Source organism: Kitasatospora sp. NPDC048365, assembly GCF_043200835.1.
In the GTDB taxonomy this organism is placed as follows: domain Bacteria; phylum Actinomycetota; class Actinomycetes; order Streptomycetales; family Streptomycetaceae; genus Kitasatospora; species Kitasatospora terrestris.
Map to the genome: position 1 here is coordinate 116363 of NZ_JBICYJ010000007.1, position 24052 is coordinate 140414.

General features: G+C 75.9%; 32 protein-coding genes. 18 read left to right on the top strand and 14 right to left on the bottom strand.

What is annotated here, in order from left to right; genetic code table 11:
- Positions 1 to 33 precede the first annotated feature (33 nt).
- From ACGFX4_RS09635 to ACGFX4_RS09645, 3 genes are all read left to right on the top strand, one after another.
- Positions 34 to 1176 carry a glutamate--cysteine ligase gene (locus ACGFX4_RS09635; RefSeq protein WP_393071444.1) on the top strand — a complete coding sequence of 381 codons (1143 nt, stop codon included), beginning with the start codon at positions 34 to 36 and terminating at the stop codon, positions 1174 to 1176.
- Between the two features lie 35 nt (positions 1177 to 1211).
- Positions 1212 to 1772 carry a hemerythrin domain-containing protein gene (locus tag ACGFX4_RS09640; protein WP_393071445.1) on the top strand — a complete coding sequence of 187 codons (561 nt, stop codon included), beginning with the start codon at positions 1212 to 1214 and terminating at the stop codon, positions 1770 to 1772.
- 105 nt (positions 1773 to 1877) lie between these two features.
- Positions 1878 to 2060 carry a hypothetical protein gene (locus tag ACGFX4_RS09645; protein ID WP_393071446.1) on the top strand — a complete coding sequence of 61 codons (183 nt, stop codon included), beginning with the start codon at positions 1878 to 1880 and terminating at the stop codon, positions 2058 to 2060.
- A gap of 54 nt (positions 2061 to 2114) precedes the next feature.
- Here ACGFX4_RS09645 and ACGFX4_RS09650 read toward each other — a convergent pair whose 3' ends face one another.
- The 4 genes from ACGFX4_RS09650 to ACGFX4_RS09665 are packed head-to-tail and all read right to left on the bottom strand — an operon-like array spanning position 2115 to position 4358.
- Complete coding sequence (locus ACGFX4_RS09650) at positions 2115 to 2861, bottom strand: metallophosphoesterase (protein WP_393071447.1); 747 nt, start codon at positions 2859 to 2861, stop codon at positions 2115 to 2117.
- Complete coding sequence (locus ACGFX4_RS09655; protein WP_393071448.1) at positions 2858 to 3112, bottom strand: hypothetical protein; 255 nt, start codon at positions 3110 to 3112, stop codon at positions 2858 to 2860. The genes ACGFX4_RS09650 and ACGFX4_RS09655 overlap by 4 nt, the downstream gene beginning before the upstream one ends.
- Positions 3109 to 3741: a nucleotidyltransferase family protein gene (locus ACGFX4_RS09660; protein WP_393071449.1), complete on the bottom strand. Its 633-nt coding sequence runs from the start codon at positions 3739 to 3741 to the stop codon at positions 3109 to 3111. Before ACGFX4_RS09660 ends, ACGFX4_RS09655 begins: the two co-directional genes overlap by 4 nt.
- The gene (locus tag ACGFX4_RS09665; protein ID WP_393071450.1) at positions 3738 to 4358 is read right to left on the bottom strand and encodes a hypothetical protein; all 621 of its coding nucleotides are present in this window, start codon (positions 4356 to 4358) and stop codon (positions 3738 to 3740) included. Before ACGFX4_RS09665 ends, ACGFX4_RS09660 begins: the two co-directional genes overlap by 4 nt.
- A gap of 364 nt (positions 4359 to 4722) precedes the next feature.
- Here ACGFX4_RS09665 and ACGFX4_RS09670 point away from each other — a divergent pair, with 364 nt between their 5' ends.
- Together ACGFX4_RS09670 and ACGFX4_RS09675 are read left to right on the top strand one after the other, a co-directional pair.
- Complete coding sequence (locus tag ACGFX4_RS09670; protein ID WP_393071451.1) at positions 4723 to 4977, top strand: DUF6296 family protein; 255 nt, start codon at positions 4723 to 4725, stop codon at positions 4975 to 4977.
- Between the two features lie 31 nt (positions 4978 to 5008).
- On the top strand, positions 5009 to 5803 hold the full coding sequence (locus ACGFX4_RS09675) for a VOC family protein (protein ID WP_393071452.1): 795 nt from the start codon (positions 5009 to 5011) through the stop codon (positions 5801 to 5803).
- A gap of 62 nt (positions 5804 to 5865) precedes the next feature.
- On the opposite strand, the gene ACGFX4_RS09680 is transcribed toward ACGFX4_RS09675, so the two are convergent.
- Positions 5866 to 6363, bottom strand: coding sequence for a hemerythrin domain-containing protein (locus ACGFX4_RS09680; protein ID WP_393071453.1), 498 nt, complete (start codon positions 6361 to 6363; stop codon positions 5866 to 5868).
- Positions 6364 to 6472: 109 nt separating this feature from the next.
- Between ACGFX4_RS09680 and ACGFX4_RS09685 the strand changes: the two genes are divergently transcribed.
- The 4 genes from ACGFX4_RS09685 (at position 6473) to ACGFX4_RS09700 (ending at position 9455) form a co-directional block, all read left to right on the top strand.
- A complete protein-coding gene (locus ACGFX4_RS09685; protein WP_393071454.1) occupies positions 6473 to 7345 on the top strand; it encodes a Rieske 2Fe-2S domain-containing protein in 873 nt (290 codons plus the stop codon).
- Positions 7346 to 7378: 33 nt separating this feature from the next.
- The gene (locus ACGFX4_RS09690) at positions 7379 to 7846 is read left to right on the top strand and encodes a hemerythrin domain-containing protein (protein ID WP_393071455.1); all 468 of its coding nucleotides are present in this window, start codon (positions 7379 to 7381) and stop codon (positions 7844 to 7846) included.
- Between the two features lie 91 nt (positions 7847 to 7937).
- Entirely contained in the window at positions 7938 to 8645 is a 708-nt protein-coding gene (locus ACGFX4_RS09695; protein ID WP_393071456.1) for a GAF and ANTAR domain-containing protein, read from the top strand.
- A 66-nt stretch (positions 8646 to 8711) separates the two neighbouring features.
- Positions 8712 to 9455, top strand: coding sequence for a GAF and ANTAR domain-containing protein (locus ACGFX4_RS09700; RefSeq protein WP_393071457.1), 744 nt, complete (start codon positions 8712 to 8714; stop codon positions 9453 to 9455).
- 284 nt (positions 9456 to 9739) lie between these two features.
- On the opposite strand, the gene ACGFX4_RS09705 is transcribed toward ACGFX4_RS09700, so the two are convergent.
- From ACGFX4_RS09705 to ACGFX4_RS09720, 4 genes are read right to left on the bottom strand one after another with little or no spacing between them, the layout of a single operon-like run.
- Positions 9740 to 9928, bottom strand: a complete 189-nt coding sequence (locus ACGFX4_RS09705) for a hypothetical protein (RefSeq protein ID WP_393071458.1) — start codon at positions 9926 to 9928, stop codon at positions 9740 to 9742.
- Between the two features lie 44 nt (positions 9929 to 9972).
- A complete protein-coding gene (locus ACGFX4_RS09710) occupies positions 9973 to 10953 on the bottom strand; it encodes an NmrA/HSCARG family protein (protein ID WP_393071459.1) in 981 nt (326 codons plus the stop codon).
- A complete protein-coding gene (locus ACGFX4_RS09715) occupies positions 10950 to 11276 on the bottom strand; it encodes a DUF3040 domain-containing protein (RefSeq protein WP_393071460.1) in 327 nt (108 codons plus the stop codon). Before ACGFX4_RS09715 ends, ACGFX4_RS09710 begins: the two co-directional genes overlap by 4 nt.
- Positions 11277 to 11294: 18 nt before the next feature.
- Positions 11295 to 11687 (bottom strand): DUF6343 family protein, encoded by a 393-nt coding sequence (locus tag ACGFX4_RS09720; protein WP_393071461.1) that lies wholly within the window; start codon positions 11685 to 11687, stop codon positions 11295 to 11297.
- 127 nt (positions 11688 to 11814) lie between these two features.
- Here ACGFX4_RS09720 and ACGFX4_RS09725 point away from each other — a divergent pair, with 127 nt between their 5' ends.
- The 5 genes from ACGFX4_RS09725 (at position 11815) to ACGFX4_RS09745 (ending at position 16516) form a co-directional block, all read left to right on the top strand.
- Positions 11815 to 11994 (top strand): hypothetical protein, encoded by a 180-nt coding sequence (locus ACGFX4_RS09725; RefSeq protein WP_393071462.1) that lies wholly within the window; start codon positions 11815 to 11817, stop codon positions 11992 to 11994.
- 126 nt (positions 11995 to 12120) lie between these two features.
- Entirely contained in the window at positions 12121 to 12564 is a 444-nt protein-coding gene (locus tag ACGFX4_RS09730; RefSeq protein ID WP_393071463.1) for a hypothetical protein, read from the top strand.
- 11 nt (positions 12565 to 12575) lie between these two features.
- The gene (locus tag ACGFX4_RS09735; RefSeq protein ID WP_393071464.1) at positions 12576 to 13556 is read left to right on the top strand and encodes a S8 family serine peptidase; all 981 of its coding nucleotides are present in this window, start codon (positions 12576 to 12578) and stop codon (positions 13554 to 13556) included.
- Between the two features lie 40 nt (positions 13557 to 13596).
- The gene (locus tag ACGFX4_RS09740) at positions 13597 to 13953 is read left to right on the top strand and encodes an STAS/SEC14 domain-containing protein (protein ID WP_393071465.1); all 357 of its coding nucleotides are present in this window, start codon (positions 13597 to 13599) and stop codon (positions 13951 to 13953) included.
- 121 nt (positions 13954 to 14074) lie between these two features.
- Positions 14075 to 16516, top strand: coding sequence for a SpoIIE family protein phosphatase (locus ACGFX4_RS09745; protein ID WP_393071466.1), 2442 nt, complete (start codon positions 14075 to 14077; stop codon positions 16514 to 16516).
- A 44-nt stretch (positions 16517 to 16560) separates the two neighbouring features.
- Here ACGFX4_RS09745 and ACGFX4_RS09750 read toward each other — a convergent pair whose 3' ends face one another.
- On the bottom strand, positions 16561 to 16788 hold the full coding sequence (locus tag ACGFX4_RS09750; protein WP_393071467.1) for a DUF6213 family protein: 228 nt from the start codon (positions 16786 to 16788) through the stop codon (positions 16561 to 16563).
- Positions 16789 to 16930: 142 nt separating this feature from the next.
- Between ACGFX4_RS09750 and ACGFX4_RS09755 the strand changes: the two genes are divergently transcribed.
- The 3 genes from ACGFX4_RS09755 to ACGFX4_RS09765 all read left to right on the top strand — a co-directional run bounded on the left by ACGFX4_RS09755 (position 16931) and on the right by ACGFX4_RS09765 (position 19661).
- Positions 16931 to 17098: a hypothetical protein gene (locus ACGFX4_RS09755; protein ID WP_393071468.1), complete on the top strand. Its 168-nt coding sequence runs from the start codon at positions 16931 to 16933 to the stop codon at positions 17096 to 17098.
- On the top strand, positions 17076 to 18245 hold the full coding sequence (locus ACGFX4_RS09760) for an AI-2E family transporter (protein ID WP_393071469.1): 1170 nt from the start codon (positions 17076 to 17078) through the stop codon (positions 18243 to 18245). The genes ACGFX4_RS09755 and ACGFX4_RS09760 overlap by 23 nt, the downstream gene beginning before the upstream one ends.
- A 90-nt stretch (positions 18246 to 18335) precedes the next feature.
- Positions 18336 to 19661, top strand: a complete 1326-nt coding sequence (locus tag ACGFX4_RS09765; RefSeq protein WP_393071470.1) for an amidohydrolase — start codon at positions 18336 to 18338, stop codon at positions 19659 to 19661.
- Positions 19662 to 19670: 9 nt separating this feature from the next.
- Here ACGFX4_RS09765 and ACGFX4_RS09770 read toward each other — a convergent pair whose 3' ends face one another.
- The 3 genes from ACGFX4_RS09770 to ACGFX4_RS09780 all read right to left on the bottom strand — a co-directional run bounded on the left by ACGFX4_RS09770 (position 19671) and on the right by ACGFX4_RS09780 (position 21973).
- Positions 19671 to 20264: an Imm21 family immunity protein gene (locus ACGFX4_RS09770; protein ID WP_393071471.1), complete on the bottom strand. Its 594-nt coding sequence runs from the start codon at positions 20262 to 20264 to the stop codon at positions 19671 to 19673.
- A gap of 34 nt (positions 20265 to 20298) precedes the next feature.
- On the bottom strand, positions 20299 to 20649 hold the full coding sequence (locus ACGFX4_RS09775; RefSeq protein ID WP_393071472.1) for a hypothetical protein: 351 nt from the start codon (positions 20647 to 20649) through the stop codon (positions 20299 to 20301).
- Positions 20650 to 20734: 85 nt separating this feature from the next.
- Positions 20735 to 21973, bottom strand: a complete 1239-nt coding sequence (locus tag ACGFX4_RS09780; protein ID WP_393071473.1) for a PucR family transcriptional regulator — start codon at positions 21971 to 21973, stop codon at positions 20735 to 20737.
- A gap of 277 nt (positions 21974 to 22250) precedes the next feature.
- On the opposite strand from ACGFX4_RS09780, the gene ACGFX4_RS09785 reads away from it, so the two are divergent.
- Positions 22251 to 23216: an alpha/beta fold hydrolase gene (locus tag ACGFX4_RS09785; RefSeq protein WP_393071474.1), complete on the top strand. Its 966-nt coding sequence runs from the start codon at positions 22251 to 22253 to the stop codon at positions 23214 to 23216.
- Between the two features lie 14 nt (positions 23217 to 23230).
- On the opposite strand, the gene ACGFX4_RS09790 is transcribed toward ACGFX4_RS09785, so the two are convergent.
- Entirely contained in the window at positions 23231 to 23932 is a 702-nt protein-coding gene (locus ACGFX4_RS09790) for an HAD family hydrolase (RefSeq protein WP_393071475.1), read from the bottom strand.
- Positions 23933 to 24052: the final 120 nt, after the last annotated feature.

Sequence of the window (24052 nt, forward strand, 5' to 3'; positions counted from 1 at the left end):
ATTCGGAATGGTGACGCGGGGTAGCCGCTGGCCATGCTGACCATCGGTGTGGAGGAGGAGTACCTGCTGCTCGACCCGGAGACCGGGACCCCGGCTGCCCGCGCCGAGCAGGTCCGGGCCGCCGCTGGGCTGCAGCCGGCACTGCGCGAGGGAGAGGTGCAGCCGGAGCTGCTGCAGGCGCAGATCGAGGTGGCCACCCCGGTCTGCCACGGGCTCGACGAGGTCCGGGGCCACCTGCTGAGGATGCGCCGGGCACTGGCCGGCGCCGCGGGCGAGGCCGGCTGCCGGCTGGCCGCGACCGGCGCCGCGCCGTTCGCCGACCGGCTCGCGGTACCCGTGACGAGGGTCCCGCGGTACAAGGCGATGCGGGCCGACGCACCCCGGCTGACCGACGAGCAGCTGATCGCGGGCATGCACGTGCACGTGGGGATCCCGGACCGGGAGACCGCGGTCACCGTCCAGAACCGGCTGCGCCCCGCCCTTCCGCTGCTGGTCGCGCTGGCCGCCAACTCGCCGCTGTGGGGCGGCGCCGACACCGGCTTCGCCAGCTGGCGCACCGTCGTCTTCGGACGCTGGCCGGTCAGCGGCGTCCCGCCGGAGTTCGCCGACGCGGCCGACCACGACCGGCGGGTCGAACGGCTCCGCCGGACCGGGCTGATCCGCAACAGCGGCGGGATCTACTGGATGGTGCGCTGCTCGGACCGCTACCCGACGGTGGAAGTGCGGGCCATGGACGTGCAGTTGGGCGTCGACGACGCGGTCATGCTGGCCGGGCTGGTCCGCACCCTGGTCGCGGCCGCCGTGGACGGGGACCTGTGCGGGCCCCCGTCGGCCCGGACCCGTCCCGAGGTGCTGGCCGCCGCCGTCTGGCAGGCGGCCCGGGGCGGTGGCGCCAGTCCGGTGTGGGATCCGCTCCTCGGCCGGTCCTGCCGCGCGGTGGACAGCGCCACCCGGCTGCTGGCCCGGCCCGGCCTGCGCGACGGCCAAACCGACGACCTGCGGTACGTGCTGCCGGTGCTGGAGCGGTTCGGCGCGGAGGGCAACGGCGCCGCCCGCCAGCGCCGGGCCCTCCAGCGCGAGGGCCGGGAGGGGCTGCTGCGCCTGGTCGGCTCCGCCTGCACCGGCTCCGGTGATCGGCCCGTTTCGGACCGGGGAGTCCGGGCAGCCGACCGGTGACCGCGACCACCGCCGCACAGGAAGGTACGAGGACCATGGGACACGGCGGAAACGTGATAGCGGAACTGCTGGCCGACCACCGCGAGGTGGAGGAGATGTTCGACCGGATCCAGGCCCTGCCGAGCGGGGACGAGCGGCGCCGCAAGGTCGCCGACGAGTTCACCATCGAGCTGGTCCGGCACTCGGTCGCCGAGGAGATGTACCTCTACCCGGCGGTCCGGGCGCACCTGCCCGGCGGTGACCGCCTGGCCGACCGCGAGATCGCGGACCACTCCGCGGTCGAGCTGCTGCTGAAGGAACTCGAGGGCGTGGACTGCGACGACGTGCGGTTCGACCTGCTGGTGGACCAGCTGGTGAACGAGGTGTCGGCGCACGTCGCCGACGAGGAGCAGAACCTCTTCCCCGCCCTCGCCGAGGCGTGCGCCGCCGAGCAGTTGGACGAGCTCGGGGACAAGGTCCGGACGGCGAAGAAGTTCGCGCCGACCCGGCCGCACCCGTCCGCGCCCGACACCCCGCCGGGGAACATGCTCGTCGCCGCCGGCACCGGCCTGGTCGACCGGGCCCGCGACCTGGTCACCGGCCGCGGCCGGTCCTGAGTTTGCGGGGCACCCTCCTGGCGGTGCGTCAGGAGCCGCCGGGCGGTTGGGCCCGGTGGCGCCGGGTAGGCGCCCGGGTGGAGAGAACGTCGGAAGGAGGCCGTCATGGCCGAGCGAGAGGAGGGCCGAACCCACTGCCCCGGCAGCGAGATCCCCGCGCAGCGGGCCGGCCGGCACGGACGGACCTGCCGTGCCGAGGAGCGGGCCGCGCGGCGGGAGGACCGGTACGACGCCGAGGCGGCGTGGCTGTGCGAGGCCGAGCGCTACGCGGTGCTCGGCGAGGACTGACAGGCCCCCGGTCTGCGGGCGGGCCCGGCCGGACAGCCGGGCCCGCCGCCGTGCTCACCCCGGGTGCCGGGCGTCGCCGTCGAGTTCGTACAGGGCGAAGGCGTGCCGGATCACCGGCTGGGCGACGTTGCGGACCGGCACGCCGCCGGTGGTCAGGCCCCGCTCGGTGCCGGCGTGGGCGTGGCCGTGCACGGCGAGGTCGGCGCCGCCCGCGTCGATCGCCTCGGCGAGCAGGTAGCTGCCGAGGAAGGGGTAGATCTCCAGCGGCTCGCCGGCCAGCGTGTCCGGCACGGGCGAGAAGTGGGTCAGGGCGATCCGAAGGTCGCAGTCGGCCAGCCCGGTGAGCGCTTCGTGCAGGCCCTCGGCGAGCCGGCGCGAGTAGCGGACGAACGCCTTCATCTCCTCCTCGCCGAACTCGCTGCAGCAGCGGCCCGGGAAGCCGCCGCCGAAGCCCTTGGTGCCGGCCACCCCGACCCGCCGCCCGGCGAGCGACAGGACCGCTGCCGAGCCCTCCAGGACACCGACTCCGCCCTCGTCGCGCAGGATCGCGGCCACCTCGTCAGGACGGCCGTCCTGGTGGTCGTGGTTGCCGAGCACGGCGAGCACCGGCACCGGCAGGCCGGCGACCTCGGCGGCGACCGTCCGGGCCTCCTCCGCCGAGCCGTGCCGGGTGAGGTCGCCGGCCAGCAGCAGCACGTCCGCCTGCCCGCCGAGGGCCTGGAACGCGCCGCGGTAGCGGCCGGCGGCGTCCGGCGCCAGATGGATGTCGCCGACCGCGGCGACCCGCACCGGGGCGCTCACGGGACCTGCTCCGGGTGGTCGGGCGCTGCCATGTCGGTGAGTGCGATGTCGGAGTGCACGTCCAGGCCGTCCAGTTCGGCGGCGATGGCGCGGAGCAGGTGCTCGCGGGCCGCCGGGCTGGTGACCACGGCGGACAGCAGCACGACGTCGCCGCGGAACTCCACCCGCAGCCCGAGTTCGGCGAACGGTCCCGCGGCCAGCAGCCGTTGGAGTCGGGCGACCCGGTACTCGACGTGCTCGAGGCTGTTCATCCCGGTACCTCCAGGGGAAGGGTCGACTCCTCGGGACCGATCACGTCCAGCCGCTCCAGCAGGAAGAGGAACGCGTCCGCCATCGGCAGACCGCGGCAGCGCTCGCGCACCCCCGCCCAGTCCACCCGCTCGCGCAGCGTCCGGGCGACCGGCAGGGTGGCGCCGAAGTCGCAGTGGTGCTCGGAGAAGGCGGTGAGCTGGCTGGCCATCAGGTCGGTGGGGGAGAGGACCGGCATCCAGACCGAGTCCACCGGGAGCACCTGAGCCCGCTCCAGCAGCTCGGCGGTGACCGGACGGTCCGACAGGTCGAAGATCAGGTCGATCGGGTGGCCCCGGAACTCGGCCTTGACCAGCCAGTCCTCGGGCGGCGACCAGACCCGCAGGCCGGCCCCGCGCAGCACCTCGACGACGTCCGCCGCGTCCTCGCGCAGCACGCAGAAGTCGGTGTCGTGCACGGTGCGCCGGGCCACCCCGTGGGCGTACGCGGCCACGCTGCCGGCCAGCGCGAAGCGGTGGCCGCTCGCCTTCAGCAGCCCGGCCACCTGCTTGGTGGCCTCCAGGATGCCCTGCCACGGGTCGGCCGGGGCGGCCTGCGCGGACCGAGCGGGGTCGGCGCCTCGGCGATTCACGTGGCCGCCCTTCTCGACGACGCCTCGGGCACGGGAACGGCGGGCACCAGCCACTCACCGGGGTCGTCCAGGTGCTCCACCGCGTTCAGGACGGTCAGGGCGGCGCGGTGGTGCAGCCCGCGGCCGGTCAGCGCCGTCGCGGCCCGGCCGCGGAGCGCCGCGCGGGCCCAGGTCAGCTGCGCCACCGTACCGGGCCGGCAGACCGCGGCGAGGTCGAGCAGGACGCGCAGTCCCGCCACCGGGGCGACGCAGCACAGGGTGTCCCAGAGCAGGAGGTTGTCACCGGTCATCAGGTACAGACGGCGCAGGTCGTGCAGCAGCACCAGCCCCGGGTCGCGGGAGCGGCCCGGGCTCGGCTCGGGGCGCTGCACCCGCACCGGCCCGGGGCCGCGGCCCGGCGGGTGGCGCCGACGGGTCCCGGCCGCGGTCGGCGGCGGAGGCTCGGTGAGCCGGGCGATCCACCCCGCGTGGCCGCGGGAGACCTCCGCGAGCTCGGCGGCCTCCCCGGCGAGGCCGTGGCCTCCGTCAGTGCGGGTGGCGAGTTCGGTGAGCTCCTCGGCGAGTCGCCGCTCGCCCTCCCACAGGTCGAGCAGGACCAGTCTGATCTGTACCGTCATCGGGGCCGCGCCGTCCATGCTCCTCGCCACCCTCCTCGGCCGGACACGTGGGCGCGTCTGCCCACCGTGACGGACGGGAAAACCGATCTCGGGGCCGGCCGGAGGCTTGATCCCCGCCGACGGGGTAGGCGGCAGCCATGACTACGGAGAACGAGGACAGGCCCGGGCGGCCGGGCGACGAATGGCCGCCGACGGAGACAGTGGAGTCCAGGATGACGGGGGAGGGCTCGCCGCCGCCGGACGAGGAGGAGAAGACGGCGGAGGACGGCCCGGAGTTCGCGGAGACCGACGAGGTGGAGGAGGACGGCTGAGGTTTCGAGCGCCCGGCGGACGGCAAGGCGCTCATGCCGAGGAGGTGGACCCGATGAGGACCGAGCCCGCCGTCCGGTACGCCGTGGTCCTGCCGTCCGGCAGCGCGGGACACAGCGAGGCCCAGGTGGTCGTCGTCTGCCGTCTCGGCGTTGCGGGGCCGAACGGCGGATGGCTGTACACCGACGCGCAGGCGCTGTTCCGGGTGGAGATCCTCGGGGACACCGCCCGCCGGATCGGCCCCGACGGCCGAGCGGTGGACGGGGTGCTGTGGCACGCCGTGCCCTTGCCGGACAGGTCGCGGTGGTGAAACGGACGGAGTGGCGGAGAGGACGAGCGGCATGCGGACGACGCACCCCGGACCGGTCGCCGTGACCGGGCGCTGCGAGCCGGCGGTACCGTGCTGGGCCGGTCTGCTGACCGGCAGCCTGCCGACCGCGCTCGACTTCTACGGCCCGCTGCTCGGCTGGGAGTTCGACCAGCCAGGCGGTGGGCGCTGGGTGACCGCCCGGGCGGCCGGCACGCCGGTGGCCTTCCTCGCCGGCGACGGCCCGGCGGACCGGGCGGCCTGGATCCCGTACTTCGGTACGGAGGACGCCGACGGGACCGCCGAACTGGTCCGCGAGTGCGGCGGCACCCTGGCGGTCGGGCCGATCGACACCCGACTCGGCCGCTTCGCGGTCGCGGCCGACCCGCAGGGCGCGGCATTCGGCATCCGGCAGCTCGATGGCGTCGACGCGTGCGTCCTCGGCGTCGGCGCGTCCTTCGGAGCGGAGCTGTGCTGCCTTGACCCGTTCGCGGCGGCGGTCTTCTACGGTGAGGTCTTCGAGTGGGAGCAGCGTCCGCGCATCGACATCGCCTTCGAGGACGACCGGGTGGTGGTCCGGGCCGGCGGGGTGGCCGCGGCGGCGCTGCGCCGGGCCGACGGCGACGGGTACGACGGACAGCACGCCCGCTGGGAGGTCCTGTTCGCCGTTCCGGACCTCGACCGGGCGATGCGCAGGGCCTCCGGGCTGCGCGGCGGCGTCCGGCGGGTGCTCGGCGCCGGGGAGGGCAGGCGGGTCCTGCTCACCGACCCGCAGGGCGCGAGGTTCGCGGTCCTCGGCGCGAGCAGAGCAGCCGCGGACGCGGGCTGACCACCCACGGGGCCGGGCTCCCGGGCGCGGGGCCGGAAGCCCGCGGTCAGGGCTCCAAGCGGTCAGGACTCCAGAGCGTCCGCGAAGCGGCGCAGGAGGCCGGGCTTCTCGGGTTCGCGGGGCGCGGTCTCGCGTACGGCCTGCATCCGTTCGCCGATCCGGCGCAGCTCGTTGCGGCCGATCGCGGTGCGGACCCGGGGGAACCAGTCGTGCTCCTCGGCGTCGAGGTGACGGGAGACAACCTCGATCAGGACGCGGAGCTTGGCGTCGCGCTGCGGGTCGGCCTCGTCCATCACGGCGATCTCCTGGCAGAGCAGGTCGGCGACGTGGTGCTCCTGCTGGGCGACCCGCATCGGGTCGGCGAGCTCGGGCACCTGGCGGCGGACCTCCGGGTACACCACCTCGTCCTCGAGGTAGTTGTGGACGGTCAGCTCGTGGACGATCCGCTCGGCGTCCTCGGCCCGGGCGGCGTCCGTGGTGCCGGGCGCGAGGTAGTCGCGGAACAGCTGCCGGAGCGCGTGGTGGTCCTCGCGCAGCAGGACGATGGCATCGGTGGACATGGCGCCCTCCTTGCTGGGTGGCTGCACGTGTCCCCGTACCGGGACCGCCCAAACCAGGCCGCCGGGCGGAAACGGGTTTGGATCCGCCCGGACCGGCAAGCCGCCGGGCATGGACCGATCCGCACTCACCGATCCCCTGCCCGGCTGGCTCGACGCCCCGGCCGGGTGGGCGGCGCTCGATCCGGTGTCCGACCGGATCCGCGGCGTGGTCGCCGCTCTGCCGCTGCCGCCGGGCCTGCGCGACGCGCTGCACGGCCTGTGGCTCGGCCACCCGCTGCACCCGGCGCTCGCCCAGGTTCCGCTCGGCTGCTGGCTGTCCGCCGCCGTCCTCGACCTGACCGGGGCGCCGACCCCGGCGGTGCGCCGGCTGACCGCCCTCGGGCTGGCCGCCGCGCCGCCGACCCTGCTGGCCGGCTGGGTGGACTGGGCCGACCTGCCGCCCGCACACCGCCGGACCGGGCTGGTGCACGCGCTCGGCGCGGCCGCCGCGACCGGCCTGCACGCCGCCGCCCTGTGGGCCCGCTGCCGCGGACACGACCGGGCCGGGCGCCGGCTCGCCCTGACCGGGCTCGGACTGGTCACCGCCGCCGCCACGCTCGGCGCCCACCTGACGTACCGTCAGGGCGCGGGCGCCGCGCACGCCGAGGCGGTGCCGCGGGTGGCGCCGCCGGGCTGGCACCAGGTCGGCGCGGTCGACGAGTTCCCGCGCGACCGGCCGGTGCGCCGCGAGCTGGGCGAGGTGCCGGTGGTGGTGGTGCGCGGCGCCGAAGGGTTCGACGTGCTCGCCGACCGGTGCACCCACATGGCCGGCTCGTTGTCCGACGGCCGGGTGGAGGACGGCTGCGTCCGCTGCCCGCTGCACGGCTCCCGGTTCCGGCTGGCCGACGGGAAGCCGGTGCGCGGACCGGCGACCGCGGCGCAGCCCAGGTTCGACACCCGGGTCCTGAGCGACCGGCTGGAGGTCCGCGCGGTCGCCGGCTGACCGGCGGCTCGCGGCACGGAGAGGAGACGGACGATGGCGGAGAACGTGATCGAGCTGATCGTCCGGGACCACCGGGTGATGCTGCGGCTGTGCGGACGCCTGCGCAACGGCGAGGCCGGCCGGCGGGCGGCGCTCGGCGAGCTGGACGAGCTGGCCCGGGCCCACTTCCGGGCCGTCGAGCACTACGTCCACCCCCTGGTCGCCCGGGAGCTGACGGACCGGGAGCCTCTCACCGGGCAGACCGCCGCGACCGACCTCCGGGCGGAGCGGCTGCTCGCCCTGCTGGCGCGCGGCACGGCCGGTCCGGACACCGACCGGGTCGCCGACCGGGTGGTGGACGCCGTCACCGAGCACATCCGCACCGAGGAGGCCGAGGTGCTGCCCGCGCTGAGCGGCGCGGTGGCGCCCGAACGGCTGGAGTCGCTGGCCGAGCTCTACCGGGCCGACCGGGTACCGCGGCCGGAGGCCGTCCCGGGGTTCGCCGCCCCGCCGGGACGGTAGGACGCGCGCCGGACGTCCCGGGCGCGGTCGGCTCCCGGCCCAGGATGAGGCCGACGAGATCTCCTGACGATGCCCCAGACGGACAGACGACATGAACTACCTGGCGCGCGTGGCACAGCTGATGGCCGAGGCGGCGGACCCGGCGGACGCCGGCGGCCTGCCGCGGCGGCTGTGCGCGGCCTGCGTCCGGGCGCTGGACCTGCGCGGCGCCGCGATCTCGGTGATGACCGCGGGGACGCACGGCCAGGTGCTGTCCGCCAGCGACGAGGCGGCCGCGGAGGTGGAGCGCGCCCAGCACACCCTCGGCGAGGGGCCCTGCGTGGACGCGTACAGCAGCGGGCTGCCGGTGCTGGTCGGCGACCTCGCGGGGCCGGACGGCGACCGCTGGCCGGTGCTGGCGGCGATGCTCGCCGAGTCCGGCGCGCCGGTACGCGGCGTGGCCGCCTTCCCGCTCGGGATCGGCGGGCGGCGGATGGGCGTCCTCGGCCTCTACCCCGCCGACAGGGGCACGCTCGTGGGGGAGCGGCTGGCGGGAGCCCGGCTGGCCGCCGACGCGGCGAGCCTTGCGCTGGCCGGATCGCTCACCGGGCCCGATCCGTCCCCGCCGTGGCTGGCCGAGCCGACCGTGGACGGCGTGGTGGTCGACCAGGCCGTCGGCATGGTGATGGTGCAACTCGGCGTCGGACCGGAGACCGCGCTGGCCCGGCTGCGGGCGCACTCCTTCGCCACCGGGCGGTCGGTGGACCTGGTCGCGGGCGACGTGGTCGGCCGGACGCTGCGCTTCGCCGAGGAGGACTGAGCCGTGGACCGTGACCGGGGCCGTGGAGGCGGCGTAGCGTTGGACAGGACAGGGAGAAGAGTCGACATGGGCCGCCGGGCGGAGCTGAACGAGGCCTTCGCGAGCCTCACCGAGTCGCTGGTCGGTGACTTCGACCTGGCCGAGCTGCTCGACCGGATCGCCGGGTACTGCGTGACCCTGTGCTCGGCGGGCGGCGCCGGCATCGTCGTGGTCGACCGCACCGGCGCGCTGCGCGACGTCGCCTACTCCAGCGAGGCGGTGCGCGCACTGGAGCGGCGGCAGGTCGAGGCCGGGGAGGGGCCGTGCGTCGACTGCGTCCGGCTCGGCCGACCGGTGATCGAACCGGACCTGTCCGCCGCCGACGTGCGCTGGCCGCTGTTCGCCCCGGCGGGCCGGCAGGCCGGGTTCAACTCCGTCCGGGCCCTGCCGCTGCAGGTGCGCGACACCACCGTGGGCGCGCTGAACCTCTTTGACGTGGGATCCGCCGGCACCGGCAGCGAGGACCTGCGGGCGGCCCAGGTCTTCGCCGACCTGGCGGTGCTCGCCGTGCTCCACCACCGGCAGCTCGACCTGGAGGCCGCCGGGGAGAACATCTCGCACGCGCTGGCCGACCGCTCGCTGATCGAACGGGCCAAGGGCATGCTCGCCGAGGCCGGCGGAATCGAGATGGACGAGGCCTTCGACCGGCTGGCCGCGCACGCCCGGCGCAACGTCCAGGGGCCGACCGAGACCGCCGCCGCCCTGGTCTCCGGCGCCATCGCCCCGGCCGCCGTCCTCGGCCCGCCGCGCCCCGTGCCCGAGCAGGACTGAGCACCGGCGGGCCCTCCGGCCCGGGCATGGACCGCCGCCCTCCGGGTAGCCGCGTGGCACGCGAACCGCGAGCCACCTGGAGGAACCGTGCAGCCGAGTCGAGCGACCGCCGCCGTCCCGTCCCGGGTCCGTCACCGTCCCGGCCGCCGTTCGCCGCTCGGTGCGGTTGCCCGGACCGGGCACTACCCCGCCGCGCTGTGCCGGAGCTCCCGGCGGCGCTACGCCGAGACCCGGGTGGCGGGGGCGACCCCTTGAGGGGACCGGCCGACGAGCAGCCCGAGCGTTCAGTGGCCGGCCGGAGCCGGGTGGGGCAGCAGGCCGAGTGCCTCCAGCAGCAGCCGGCAGTCCTCGACGCCCAGGGCGTGGGACGCCACCACGCGGCGCACCCGGTCCTGCACCTCCGCGTCGGCCGGTTCGGCCGGGCTGTCGAACACGTCGCCCAGCGACTCGAGTTCCCGCTTCGGATCGGTCACCGGGCCCACCTCCGTTCTGCCCGCCGTGCAGCTGACCTTCCAGGTTAGCGCGCGTTCGCGTGGTCCGGACGGGAGGCCAGGGCGGCGCGCAGCTCGGTCCGGTGGGCGGCCAGCCAGGCGTCGAAGTCCTGCAGCTGGGGGTCGAGTTCCCGGACGGCCGCGAGGTCGCGGGCGGCGGTGAAACGCTCCGCGCAGTCGCGGTAGAACTGGAACATGTTCCCGACCTCGTCGGCCCCGGGGAAGCCGAGCGCCCGGAACGCGTCCGGGTCCATCGGGACGTACTCCACCGGCTCGTCCAGGACGGCCGACAGCCGCCGGGCCATCTCGGCCACCGGCAGGTGCTCGCCGGCGACCGAGACGGTCGCGCCGATCAGCTCGGTGCCGCGGGCCAGCACCGCGAGAGCGATCCGGCCGATGTCGCGCACCGCGATGCCCGACAGCGGGCTGTCGCCCATCGGCAGGGCCAGGCGCAGCACGCCGTCCTCGCCGCGCTGCGGGGCGGACATGGTGAGCAGGTTCTCCCAGTAGAACGTGGCGCGCAGGAAGGTGGTCGGCACCCCGGCGTCCGAGAAGTAGCCGTCCGCTTCGGCCTTGGCGTCGAAGTGCGGCACCTTGTAGCGGCCCTGCAGGGTGGGCATCCGGTCGTCGTCCAGCGGGACGCAGTCGCGGGTGTCGTCCAGGGTCGACCAGATCACGTGCTGGACGTCGGCGTGCGCGCAGGCGGCCGCGGCCGCGGCGGCCCGGGCCTTCTCGTGCCCAGCGTCCATGTCCTGCCAGAAGTCGGTGACCACGAACGCCCCGTACGAGCCCGCCAGGGCGGGGGCGAGGGTGGCGGCGTCGTCCAGGTCGGCGCGCACCACCTCGGCACCGGCCCGTTCCAGGGCACGGGCGGCGTCGGAGCCGGGGGTGCGGGTCAGCGCTCGGACGGCGAAGGGCGGCTCGGGCGCGCCGAGGATCGCGCCAGCCAGGGCGCCGCCCTGACTGCCGGTCGCGCCGAACACGGAGACGGTCCTGGTCGGGGTCATCGGATTCTCCTCGTCCGCCACCGGTGCGCGGTCCGCGCGCCGACGGCCAGCAGGGTGGGCGCCCAGACCGCCGCGAACAGCGCGAGCGCCAGGCCGGTGTGGATCTGGGCGGTGGTCAGCAGCAGGGCGGTGGACAGGGCCAGCAGGAGGGCCAGGACCAGGTACGGCAGCCCGACGAGCGCCGATCCGGCGCGGGAGGCCCAGCGCGGCAGGCCGCGGCGCATGGTGCGCAGGGCGCGGTTCAGGCGCCGGTCCGCGCTCAGGTCCCGCTCGATCTCGGCGAGGATCCGCCGTTCGCGCTCGGAGAGCGTCGGCTCGCTCATCGCCGCCACCTCCTGTCGTCAGCGCCGCTCGGGCCGTCGGCCCTGTCCGGCGGCCAGCCGCCGGCGGATCACCGTCAGGTCGATCACGGCGATCCCGGCGAAGGCGGCGCAGACCGCGGCGAACACCTCGAAGGTCGACCGGTTCGGCGCCGGGCCGTCGCCGGAGAACGCCGCCAGCACCGCGAACGCCGCGGTGCCGCAGACGAACAGCCCCAGGAACACCCGCGACAGCAGCCGCCGCAGCTCCAGATCGCTGCGGGCGGTCACCGGTTCGTCGCCCTGCCGCACCTCGTCCTGCGGCCGCAGCTCCGGCGTGGTGCGGCCCGGCCCGGACGGGCCCTGCGGGAAGTCGTGGCGCTCGCCCGCCCGGCCCGGCGAGTGCCGGGCCCCCGGACGACGCTGCACTGCCATCGCGGCCTCCCGGCTCGCTCCTGTGGCCTGCGCGTCTACCCGCCGGGCGGTCCGGCACACCGCCCGTTTCCGGCCGCGGGAGGTCGGGTAGCCGGGGGAACCCGACGAGTACCAGGGAGAGCAGGCCATGGACGACATCCCGCAGGGCGGCGCCGGCGGCGTCCCGCTCCACCACGACGAGCCGGAGCCGGAGCAGAAGCAGGAGAAGCGGCCCGGGAGGCACACCGCGCCGACGGTACGGGCCGGCACACCGGTCGCCGAGCAGAAGGCGGAGCCGGAGCGGGAAGAGATTCCGAAGGAGAACTGAGCCCGGATTGCGGTTTGCGGGCGGGCCTTCACCCGTTCGGGCCGACCCGCCTGGTCGGGGCAGGCCCCGTGGACAACGCTCGGGGGCATGTGTCCACGGGGGCTTCCGGCAGAGAGGGCCAGCAGCATGAGCGAGCAGACCACGCAACCGCCCGGAGCGTCCCGACCGGTCGCCACCCCGCCGCCGCGGGCCCGTCGGGCCCCGCTGACCGGCGGGGTGGTGTTCGCGGCGGTGCTGCTGCTCTGCAACGGCATCCTGGCCGTGCTGCAGGGCATCGCGGCCGTGGCGGAGGACGACGTCTACGCCCGCATAGGCCGGTACGTGTACGAGTTCGACCTGACCGGCTGGGGCTGGATCCACATCGTGCTCGGCGTCCTGGTGGCGGTGGCCGGCTGGGGGCTGTTCCAACGGCACGCCTGGGCCGCGTACGGCGGCATGTTCTTCGCCGCGCTGAGCCTGATCAGCCAGTTCCTCTTCCTGCCGTACTCGCCGGTCTGGTCGGTGGTCGTGATCGCGATCGACGTCTTCGTCATCTGGGCGCTCGCCGGCTCGCTGTTCACCGAGGACTGAGGGGGAGCGCGATGAAACGTCCGACGAACCGGCCGTTCCACCTCGGCCTGGCCCTGGTCCTGGTGTGCGTCACCGCCGTCGTGGTGGCCGGCTTCACCACCCGCGACCGCTGCTCCCCGGACCCGCTGCGCGAGCGGCAGTGGGCCCTGGACACCCTGAAGCTGCCCGAGGCCTGGGACACCGCCGAGGGCGACGACACGGTGATCGCCGTGGTCGACACCGGCGTGGACATCGGCCACCCCGACCTGAAGAGCCGGATCACCGCCGGCTGGGACTTCGTCGACAACGACGCCAAGGCGATCGACCAGAACGGCCACGGCACCCACGTCGCCGGCATCGCCGCCGCCGCGACCTGCAACGGCACCGGCGTGGCGGGCGGCGCGCCCGGCGCGAAGATCATGCCGGTCCGGGTGCTCGGCGCCGACGGCAGCGGCTCGGACGAGAACATCGTCCGGGGCATCGTGTGGGCCGCCGACCACGGCGCCGACGTCATCAACCTCTCGCTCGGCGAGGGCCCGCTGATGGCCAACCTGCTGCAGGGCGGCGTGCTGAACACCGCCTTCCAGTACGCCCACGACAAGGGAGCGGTGGTGGTCGCCGCCGCCGGCAACGACGGCGCCGCCACCCAGCCGTACAAGGTCACCACGCCGGTGCTGATCGTCGGCGCCAGCGACCCGAGGGGCCGGGCCGCCGACTTCTCCAACTTCGGCGCCCAGGACGCGGTGACCGCCCCCGGCGTGGACATCCTCTCCACCCTGCCCACCTACCCCGTGCAGGCGACGGTGGGCAACGACTCCGGCTACGGCGAGATGGACGGGACCTCGATGGCCGCGCCGTACGTGGCCGCCGTCGCCGCGCTGCTGCACCAGCAGGGCCGCAGCCCCGACCAGATCATCGAGACCGTCCGGGCCACCGCCGCCAACCCCCGGCACCTGCCCAAGCTGGGCCTCGGCATCGTCGACGCGGCCGCGGCCGTCGCCGCACCCAAGTGACATCGCACCCGAAGTACCTCCGAACCGATCGGGAGACCCAGTGATCACCCAGCTCAGCGGCCTGCCGGCGAACGTCGTCGGTTTCGAGGCCTCCGGGAAGCTGTCCGCCGAGGACTACCGCGACGTCGTCCTGCCCGTCGTCGAGGCCGCCGTGGCGGCCGGGGAGGTGCGCTTCCTGCTGGTCTTCCACGACTTCGGCGGGATGAGCGGCGGCGCCCTCTGGCAGGACCTCAGGCTCGGCGTCGAGCACCTGCGCGCCTGGAAACGGATCGCGCTGGTCACCGACATCGAGTGGATGGGCCACCTGACCTCGCTGTTCGGCTGGATGTCGCCCGGTGAGACCCGGACCTTCCCGCTCGCCGAGCGCGAACAGGCCCTGATCTGGGTCGCCGCCTGATCCCGCCCCGCACGGCCTGCGGAGGCCGTGCGGGGCGAACTACCCTGGTCGTGTTCCTGCCGCGGGCGGGCGGCCGCCGAACCTCGGACGGGCCCGCCGGCGACCGTGGAGGCGAGCGCGGGTGACGGAGGAGACGGGCGACCGGCCGGTCCTGGAGGCCACCGTGGACCGCCTGCGGGCCGAGATCGAGGGCCTGCGGGCGGCGATGCGCACCCGCGGCGTGATCGAGATGGCCAAGGGCGTCCTGGTCGCCCGGCTGAACTGCACCCCGGACGAGGCGTTCGCCCGGCTCGCCGCCGACTCCCAGCGGCAGAACCGCCGCCTCACCGCAGTCGCCGCCGACCTGCTCGGCGTCGCCGCGCCGCCCGAGGCGCCCGCCGACCCGCACCGCGCCGCCCCCACCCCGCCGCTGCGGATCGAGGCCGAACATCCCCATGCGGCGGCCCGTGACCGCACTTCGGCGCCGAGCCCGCAGGTCCAGGCGTACGCCGGCCGCTTCCACCTGGCCGCCTCCGCGCTCGCCGCCGCCGAGACCCCGGACGACCTGGCCCGGGCCCTGCACGAGGTGGCCCTGGAACCGATCGGCGTCGGCGCCGTGGTGCTGGCCCTGCTCGAACCCGACGGCGCGCTGCGGCTCACCGGCAGCCACGGCGTGTCGGCCCACCAGCTCAGCCAGTGGCAGCGGATCCCGCCGCAGACCGCCGTCCCGCTCACCGAGGCCGCCCACCTCGGCACCGTCGTGTGGGTGCACGACCGCACCGAGTTCGCCGCCCGGTACCCCGACCTCGGCGGCGAGGACCTGATCCCCGGCCGCACCGTCTGCGCACTGCCGCTGCGCTCCGGACACCGGATCAGCGGCGCGATGAAGCTCGGCTGGCCGCAGGAGTACCGGCCCGACCCGGCCGCCGCCCAGTACCTCGCCACCCTGGCCCGGCTGGTCGCCGCCGAACTGCCCCGGGTGGTGGACATCGGCCGGCAGGAGCTCGGGCTGCTGGAATCCGCGTCCGAACCGTGGTTCCGGGCCGTGCTGGACGCCGTGCTCGACCCGGTGCTCATCCTCAGCACCGTCCGCGAGGCCGACGGCACCGTCGCCGACCTGCTGGTCGAACACGCCAACGCCGCCACCCTCGACCTCGCCGGCCGCACCGGCAAGGACCTGGTCGGCCGCCGGCTCACCGAGCTCTACCCGGGCATGGTCGCCTCCGGCGTCTTCCGGCGGCTGGTGGACGTCGCGGCCGGCGGCATCCCCTCCGAAGGCGTCAACGAGCAGTACGTCGAGCGGGTCCGCGGCTCCCTGCGGGCCACCGCGATGACCCTGAACGCCGTACCGTTCCTGGACGGCGTGCTGATCAGCTGGCACGCCCACGACGAGCAGGAGCTGCGCGCCCACCACCTCGCCCAGGCCGAGCGCCTCGCCCGGGTCGGCACCTGGACCTGGCAGCCCGGCGACGAGGGCATCACCTGCTCCACCGAGACCCTGCGCCTGCTCGGCCTCGCCGACCGCCCCGCCGGACCCGTCGACGCCGCCCGCCTGCTCGCCGCCGCCGCCCCCGCCGACCGCCCGGCGCTGCGCGCCGCCGCCGAACACCTGCTCACCGGGCGGAACGGCCCGATCGGCCTCGAGTTCGAGGTGCCGCTGGACGACGGCTACCGCAACCTGCGCGCCCTCGCCGAGGCGAACACCGCCACCGGCGGCGTGGTCGCCGTCAACGGCGTCGTCCAGGACGTCACCCCGTGGCGCCGCGCCGAACAGGCCCTCGCCGGCGCCCGCGACCAGCTCGCCGCCCAACGCCTGCGCACCGACGAGGAACGGCACGTCGTCGAAGCCCTGCAGCGCGCCCTGATGGCGGCCCCCACCGGCCCGCCGCCCGCCGGACTGGAGACCGCCACCCGTTACCTGCCCGCCGCCCACGGCGGCAAGGTCGGCGGCGACTGGTACGACATCGTCGAACTCCCCGACGGCACCGTCCTGCTCGCCGTCGGCGACGTCTCCGGCCACGGCATCCGGGCCGCCGCCGGCATGGCCCGGCTGCGCCACGCGCTGCGCGGCATCGCCCAGAACGGCGGCGACCCCGGCCAGATGCTCGGCGGGCTCAACCGGATGCTCTGCCACGAGCGGGCCGACTTCATCGCCACCGTCCTGTGCGGCCGCCTCGACCCGCGCACCGGCCGGCTCCAGTGGGCCCGCGCCGGACACCTGCCGCCCGTCCTCACCACGCCCGGTGCCGCGGCCCGCGCCCTCGCCCCACCGGAGGGCCTGGTGCTCGGCGTCGTCCCGGCCGCCCGGTACGCCACCGCCGAAACCACCCTGGCCCCCGGGCAGACCCTGCTGCTGTACACCGACGGGCTGGTCGAACGCCGCGGCAGCGACCTCGGCGCGGGCGTCGCCCGCCTGCTGGGCGCCGTCGACGAGTACCGGGCCCCCGACCTGGAGGGCTGCCTCGACCACGTGGTGCGCCGCCTCGGCGCGCCGAACCCGCTGGACGACGCCTGCCTGGTCGGGCTGCGCCTGCGCGACGTCGGCCCGCGCCTGCACGACGCGGAGGACGGGCCGCCGACGTGAGCGGCCGCCGCAGGTCGCCGTGGCCGGCCGCCGTGTCGGGGCGGTCAGTCGCCGGACACGGCGGAGATGCACTCCACGTCGATCTGGTCGCCGAGCTGCCGCAGCACGCCGGCCAGCGCCAGCACCGTGCCGGCGTCCAGACCCGAATCGGCGTCCTCGGTCCACCGCTCCCACTCGTCGGCCAGTGCGCGCATCAGCCCGGTCAGCTGGACCGCCGGTACGACCAACCCGGTGTCCGGCCCGCTGATCAGCGGCAGGCTCAGCCGTCCCATGGTCCTCACCTCCTGGGGATCGCGACCGTCTCCGAACCCCCCTCGACCGGCGCCTGCCCGCACGGCGGGCGCGAAAACCCGCATGCGCGCGCCGCGACCGGGGCAGACGCCCGGCGGTCCGACCGGCGACGAAGGAGCCACCGTGGCAGTGGGCAGCACGCAGGATCCCCTCGACACGCCCGAGCACGGCACGGCCGTGCTGGGCCTGCTCCGCCGCCGGATACGCGGCGACCTGGGCCGCATCCGGGCGTACCTGGAACGGCGCGGCCGGAGGAACGGGGCAGGCCGTGCCCGGATCACCCCGACCTGACCGGCGCCGTCCGGTCCGTGCCCCGCTCGGCAGCCGCCGGCCACGCGCGGTCGGCAGCCCCTACCGCCCGGTCGCGGCGCGCAACGGCACCGGCGACCGGACCGGTCCCGGCCTGCGGCGTGCCGCCGGGTACGCCTGGCGGCTGCTCGCGGTCGGCGCCGCGGCCTACGCCGCGTACATCGTGCTCGGGCGGCTCGAACTGCCCGTCGTCGCCCTGTTCCTGGCCCTGGTCGTCACCTCCGTGCTGCGGCCGCTGACCGATCTGCTGGGCCGCCGGATGCCCCGGGCGCTCGCCGTGCTGCTCACCCTGCTCGGTGCGGCCCTGGTGCTGATCGGCCTCGGCTTCGCGGTCGGCACCGCCGTCGCCGCCGAATCCGGCCGGCTCGGCACGGAGATCCACGGCGGCGTCGACCGGATCGAACACTGGCTGTCCGGCTCACCGTTCCACCTCAAGGAGGGGTCGGTGAGCGACCTGCAGCACCGGATCGGCAGCTTCGTCACCGAGCACCGCGGCCAACTGGTCGACACCGCGCTCCACAGCGCCGGACGGCTGGTCGAGGCCGGCACCGTGCTGGCACTGGCCCTCTTCTGCTCGGCCTTCTTCCTGCACTCCGGCGAACGGATGTGGGGCTGGGCGCAGCAGCAGCTCGGCCCCCGCGCCGGATCCACCTGGGGCCGGGTCGGCCGCACCGGCTGGCGGACCTTCGCCGGCTACACCCGCGGCCTGTTCCTGATCGCCGGCACCAACGCGATCCTGGTCGGCATCGGCCTGCTGGTGCTGCGGGTACCGCTCGCGCTGCCGCTGATGCTGCTGGAGTTCTTCGCCGCCTTCGTCCCGCTGATCGGCTCGCCCGTCGCCCTGGCCGTCGCCGCCCTGGTCGCCCTCGCCACCCGCGGGCCCGCCGTGGCCCTCCTGGTCCTCGCCCTGATCGTGGTGATCGGCCAGATCGAGGGCCACCTGCTGCACCCGCTCGTGATGAGCTGGGCCGTGCGGATCCACCCCGTCGCGGTCGCCCTGTCCGTCGCCGCGGGCGCCGTCCTCGGCGGCGTGATCGGCGCCGCCCTCGCCGTCCCGGCGGTCTCCGTCGCCTGGGCCGTCCGCCAGGAGCTGCGCGGCCCACCGGACCACCACCGCTCCGGCCGGTAGCGGGCCTCCGGGACCGGGGGCATCTTCTCAACGCGGCCCGTGGACGCTTTCCTGGTAGCCGACGACGTCCCCGCGCGCCGAGGAGAGCCCATGACCGCCGCCGACCGTGCCGACACACCGACCGCCCCGGGCTCGCGGCCGGCCGAAGAGCCGGCCTCGGGGTTGGCCGAGGGGTTGGCCGAGCGGCTGCCGCGGCTCGGCGAGATCTACCGGGACCTGCACCGCCACCCCGAACTCGCCTTCCAGGAACACCGCACCGCGGGCATCGCCGCCGCGGAGCTGCGCGCCCTCGGGTGGGAGACCAGCGAAGGCGTCGGCGGCACCGGCGTGGTCGGCGTCCTGCGCAACGGCGACGGCCCCGTGCTGCTGCTCCGCGCCGACATGGACGGCCTGCCCGTCCGCGAGGCCACCGGCCTGCCGTACGCCTCCACCGCCACCGGCCGCGACGCCGACGGCGAGCAGGTCCCGCTGATGCACGCCTGCGGGCACGACGTGCACGTCACCTGCCTGCTCGGCGCCGCAGAGCGGCTCACCGCGCACCGGGACGCCTGGCGCGGCACCGTCCTGGCCGTCCTCCAGCCCGCCGAGGAGTGCGGCGAGGGCGCGGAGGCGATGATCGCCGACGGCTTCGCGGAGCGCTTCCCGCGCCCGGACGTCTGCCTGGGCCAGCACGTCGGACCGTTCCCGGCCGGCACCGCGTTCACCCGGCCCGGGGCGATCATGGCGACCTCCGACAGCTACCGGGTCCGCCTGTTCGGCCGCGGCGGCCACGGCTCCTCGCCCGAGCACACCGTCGACCCCGTGGTGATGGCCGCCGCCGTGGTGCTGCGCCTGCAGACCGTGGTCTCCCGCGAGGTGCCGGCCGGCCAGACCGCCGTGGTCACCGTCGGCTCGATCCACGCCGGCTCCAAGGAGAACATCATCGCGGACGAGGCCGAGCTCAAACTCAACATCCGCACCGTCGACGAGGGCGTCCGCGAGCGCGTGCTCGCCGCCGTCCACCGCATCGTCGAGGCCGAGGCCGCCGCCTCCGGCGCGCCGAAGGCTCCGGAGTTCACCCCGATCAGCACCCTGCCGCTCACCGTCAACGAACCGGAGGCCACCGAGCGGGTGCTCGCCGGGCTGCGTGCCGCGCTCGGCGACGGGCAGGTGTTCACGCTGCCCGCGCCGTTCACCGGCAGCGAGGACTTCGGCGTGTTCGGCAACGCCCTCGGCGTGCCCTCGGTCTTCTGGCACTTCGGCGGCACCGACCCCGCCGCCTTCGCCGGCCACCACCCCGCCTCCGTGCAGACCGGCGGCTTCCCCCCGGACGTCCCCACCAACCACTCGCCCCAGTACGCCCCCGTCCCCGAACCCACCCTCGACGCCGGCGTCCGCATGCTCCTCGCCGTCACCGCCCAATGGCTCGCCCCCTGACCGGTCGAGTCAGCGGTGGTGGGCGGCGGCCTCCGGGAGCAGCTGGACCACGCCGACGCAGGCGGACCCGTCGGCCCACCGGTGGAACGCGCGGACGCGCCAGCGCCCCGGCGGGACGGGGACCGGGGCCTCCTCCGGGAGGCCCGAGCCGCCCGGGTACGGCACGCCGAGGTCCTGGCCGGACACGGCGGAGTCCATCAGCACCGCGGGGCCGTCGGTCTCCCAGACGCCGCACTCCTCCCACGGCGTCGCCGGGTCGTCCAGCACCGCCGCGGCGGCGGCGAACAGCTCCGCGTCGGAGTCGGCCGCGAGCCACCGGACGAAGGCGGTGCGGTCTGGGAGGTAGCAGCTCGTCGAGGGCGCGTCGCCCAGCACCAGGGCGGTCGGGGTCCCGCCGCCGCGCAGGCCGATGACGGCGGCGCAGCCGTCGACCGCGCAGGCCCGGTCGTAGTCGTCGGGGTCGCCGGCGCCGCCGAGGATCACCGCGTCCTCGGTGCAGCCTCCCCACCGGTGCAGCGCGGAGACCGGGACGACGATCAGATGGCCGCCCATGGACCCGACCCAGCGGGGGTGCGGTCCCTCGGGGTTCAGGGTGTCGCTCATCCCCGCAGTGTGCCGTGTGCCGGTGACAGGTCGGTCAGCGGTGGGGGGCGGTGGGGGTGTCGAGGAGGTGGAGGACGAAGCCGCGGGCGGTGGGGTCCGGGGTGTCCTCGAGGCGGACGCGGAGGCCGAGGTGGATGTCGCCGGGGAGCAGGCCGTGGGCGACGGCGGGGACGGTGAAGCCCTCGTCGACGGCGACCAGGCAACGGTGCTTGGGGCGGCCGTGGCGGCGGGAGGCCTCGGTGAGGCGGACGATCCGGCCGAGGCCCGGGCTGTAGGCGTCGTCGAGGTCGGTGGAGCCGCAGGTCCCGCAGAGCAGGCGCTGCCCGGAGTGCGGGGTGCGGCACCAACGGCAGCGCTGGTACGGCACGACGGGGGTGGGGGTCATGATCCGATTCGACTACGCGGCCCGGCGGCGGGCCATGGCGGTCGGCGACACCCTCGGCGGCGGAGGGTGTGGGACGAGCACATGATCAGGCGGTGGGAGGGCCGGGGCGTCCTGCGGCGGCGTCCAGGGCGGCGAGGGCGGCGGTGAGGGTGATGCCGCCGTGGTGGTCGGCGGGGCCGAGGCCGGTGAGGGCGGCGATCCGGCGCAGCCGGTAGTCGACGGTGTTGGGGTGGATGTGCTGCCGGGCGGCGACCTCGCGGCGGTTGTGGCCGCACTCCAGGTAGAGCCGCAGGGTGGGCAGCAGGTCGGGGTGGGCGGCGAGCGGGGCGAGCAGCGCGGCGAGCCGGTCGCGGGCGGCGCCGGGGCGGGTGAGCTGGTGCTCGATCAGGAGGTCGTCCAGCCGGTAGGCGCCGGGCGGGCGGCGGAAGGCGAGGGCGGTGTCCCGGACCTCGGCGGCCAGCCGGGCGGCGTCGGCCACCCGCTCGGGCGGGCCGGGTGCGGCGCCGGCGGTGATCGGGACGTTCGCGGCGCGGCCGAGGTCGGCGAGGACGGTGTCCAGCCAGGTCCGGTGGTCGGCGTCCGGGTCGGTGCGGGGGAGCAGCGCGAGGCCTTCGCCGGCGGTGAACTGGGCGAGGACGGGGGCGCCGATGATCCGGTCGAGTTCGGCGCGGATCCGGCGGATCTTGCGCCGGGCGGCGACCTCGCCGTCGACGTCCTCGCGCGCCTCGTCGCGGTGGGCGCCGATGGCCAGGCTCAGCACCAGGTAGGCGGGCGGCAGGGCGGTGCCGGTGCGGGCGGCGACCGTGTGGATGTCGGTGCCGGTGAGCAGGGCGGCGAGCATCGTGTGGCGGGCGGCGCCGCTCTCGCCGACCTGGGCCTGCCGCTCCTCCAGGTAGCCGGCGGTGACCTCGGCGACGGTGACGCGCAGCCCGGTGAGCAGCGCCCGGTAGGCGAAGCCGACCTGTTCGGGCGGGAGTTGGGTGGCGAGGAAGTCGACGCAGACCTGCGCGCCGAGGTAGTATGCGTCGACCACCGCCTCGATCGGCACGCCCTCCTCGGCCCGGCGGGCGGCCGAGGCGCGCTGGAAGGCCCGCCACTCGGGTTCCAGCGGCCGGCCGGTGCGCAGGGACTGGGCGATGCCGCGCAGGCTCTGCTCGGTGACCCGGCGGACGTCCCGTTCCAGCTGCTCGCCGGGCAGCCGCCGGTAGACGGGCTGCTCGGCGAGCAGGCGGGCGGTGATCTCCTCCTGCAGCCGGGGCAGTTCGGCCAGCATCCGTTCGGCCATGGTCGGGCCGACGGTCTCGTCGGGGCTGTGCTCGGTCACAGGCGGTGCCTTCCTGCGGGGGTGCCGTGCGGCGTTCCGGGGTCTGACAGGGCGTCATCCTAGGGGCGGCCGCGGACGGGGGAGTCCCGTTGTGGGGCAGGGTGCCGAGGACGGCACGCGAGGCGGCGGAGGGTGTCGGGCGGGGCGGCCGCCGGCTGTGACGCGTCACAACACGGGGGCGGAAACTCTGGGCGCCGTACCGGTGCCGCGGCGGCCCGGGCGGCCGCAGGATGGTCTCCCGTCGAGGCCCCCCGTACGCGTCCGAAGGAGTTCGCCGGTGTCACCCTCCGTCCCGCCGACCGAAGCCGAACAGGTTGACGCAGGCCGCCCCGCCGAAGCCGGCCACTCCGCTGGAACGGGCCGCCCCGCCGAGGTCGTCCGTACCGCCGAGGTGGTCCGCGGCCGCGACGGCACGCCGGTCACCGTGCACCGCTGGACGCCCGCGGGCCGGCCGCGCGGGGTGGTGCAGCTCTCGCACGGGGTCGGCGAGCACGCCCGGCGCTACGACCACCTGGCCCGTACGCTGGCCGCCGCGGGCTGGGCCGTCCAGGGGCAGGACCACCGCGGCCACGGCGCGACGGCGGCGCACAGCGAGGCGTTCGGCCGGATCGGCGCGCAGGGCTGGGCCGGTCTGGTGGACGACCTCGACCTGCTGGTCGAGCGGGCCCACCGGGACCACCCCGGGCTGCCGGTGGTCCTGCTGGGGCACAGCATGGGCAGCTTCGCCGCGCAGCAGTACGTGCTGGACCGCGGCGACCGGATCGCCGGCCTGGTGCTCTCCGGGACCACGCTGCTGGACGTCCTGGAGCTGCTGGTCGACCTCGACCTGCCGCAGGACCTGTCGGCGTTCAACGCGCCGTTCGCGCCCGCGCGCACCCCGTTCGACTGGCTCTCCCGCGACGAGGCGCAGGTCGACGCCTACCTGGCCGATCCGGCCTGCGGGTTCGGCCTCGACCCGGCCGCCAACCGGGCGATGTTCACCGCCGCCCGGGCCTTCGCGGACCCCGGCCGGCTCGCCGGGATCCGCCCCGACCTGCCGGTCCGTCTCACCGTCGGCGAGGCCGACCCGCTGCACGGCGGCCTCGCGCTGGTCCGGACGCTGGTCGAGCGGCTGCACGCCGCCGGCCTGACCGACGTCACGCTGCGGGTCTGGCCGGGCGCCCGGCACGAGGTGCTGAACGAGACCGTCCGCGCCGAGGTGGAGGCCGACCTGCTCGCCTTCGTGGAGCGGGTCGGCAGCTGACCGCCGACTGCCGGTCAGGCCCGGTGGCCGACCAGTCCGGCCACCGGCGGGCGGGCCAGCAGGCTGTCGTCCAGGGCGTGCAGCAGGGCGCCGACGTCCGCGTGGACCTCGGCCGCGCCGGCCGCCCGCAGCTCGCGGGAGCACAGGCCGCCGCTCTCCACCGCCACGCAGCGCACCCCCGCCCGACCGGCGGCCCGCACGTCCCACAGCGCGTCGCCGACGAAGACGGACCGCTCCGCTACCCCGTCGACCCGCTCCAGGGCCGCGTGCACCAGGTCCGGCGCGGGCTTGCTCGCGTCCACGTCGTCCGCGGTGGTCACCGCCGTCAGCGCGTCGTCCACGTCCAGCGCCCGGCGGAGCACCTCCGCCTCGCGCGCGGACGCCGAGGTGGCCAGCACCACCCGCCAGCCGCGCCGCGCGCACTCGCGCAGCAGCTCGGCGGCGCCGGGGAACGGTCGCAGCGACGGCCAGGACCGCGCCCACAGCGCCAGGTGCGCGGCGGTGACCGCCTCGTCGTCGTCGTGCCGGCGGTCCTCACCCAGCAGGTGGTCGAGCAGCTGGTCGGCGCCCATGCCGACGGCGCGGTGCACGCGGGCGGCGTCCACGTCGTGGCCGTACTGCCGCAGCGCCTCCCACCAGGCGAGGGTGTGCAGGTACGTGGTGTCCACCAAGGTGCCGTCCACGTCGAACAGGGCGGCCGCCGGGGCTTCGCTCATCGTCCCGCCTCCTCCGTACCGGGGCCCGGCGTCTACCCGGTGCGGTGGGAAGCACACCCGCCAGGCCGGGGGAGAACGGTGGACCGAACCGCCGCAGGAGGTGCGGTCCGTCCGGACCGG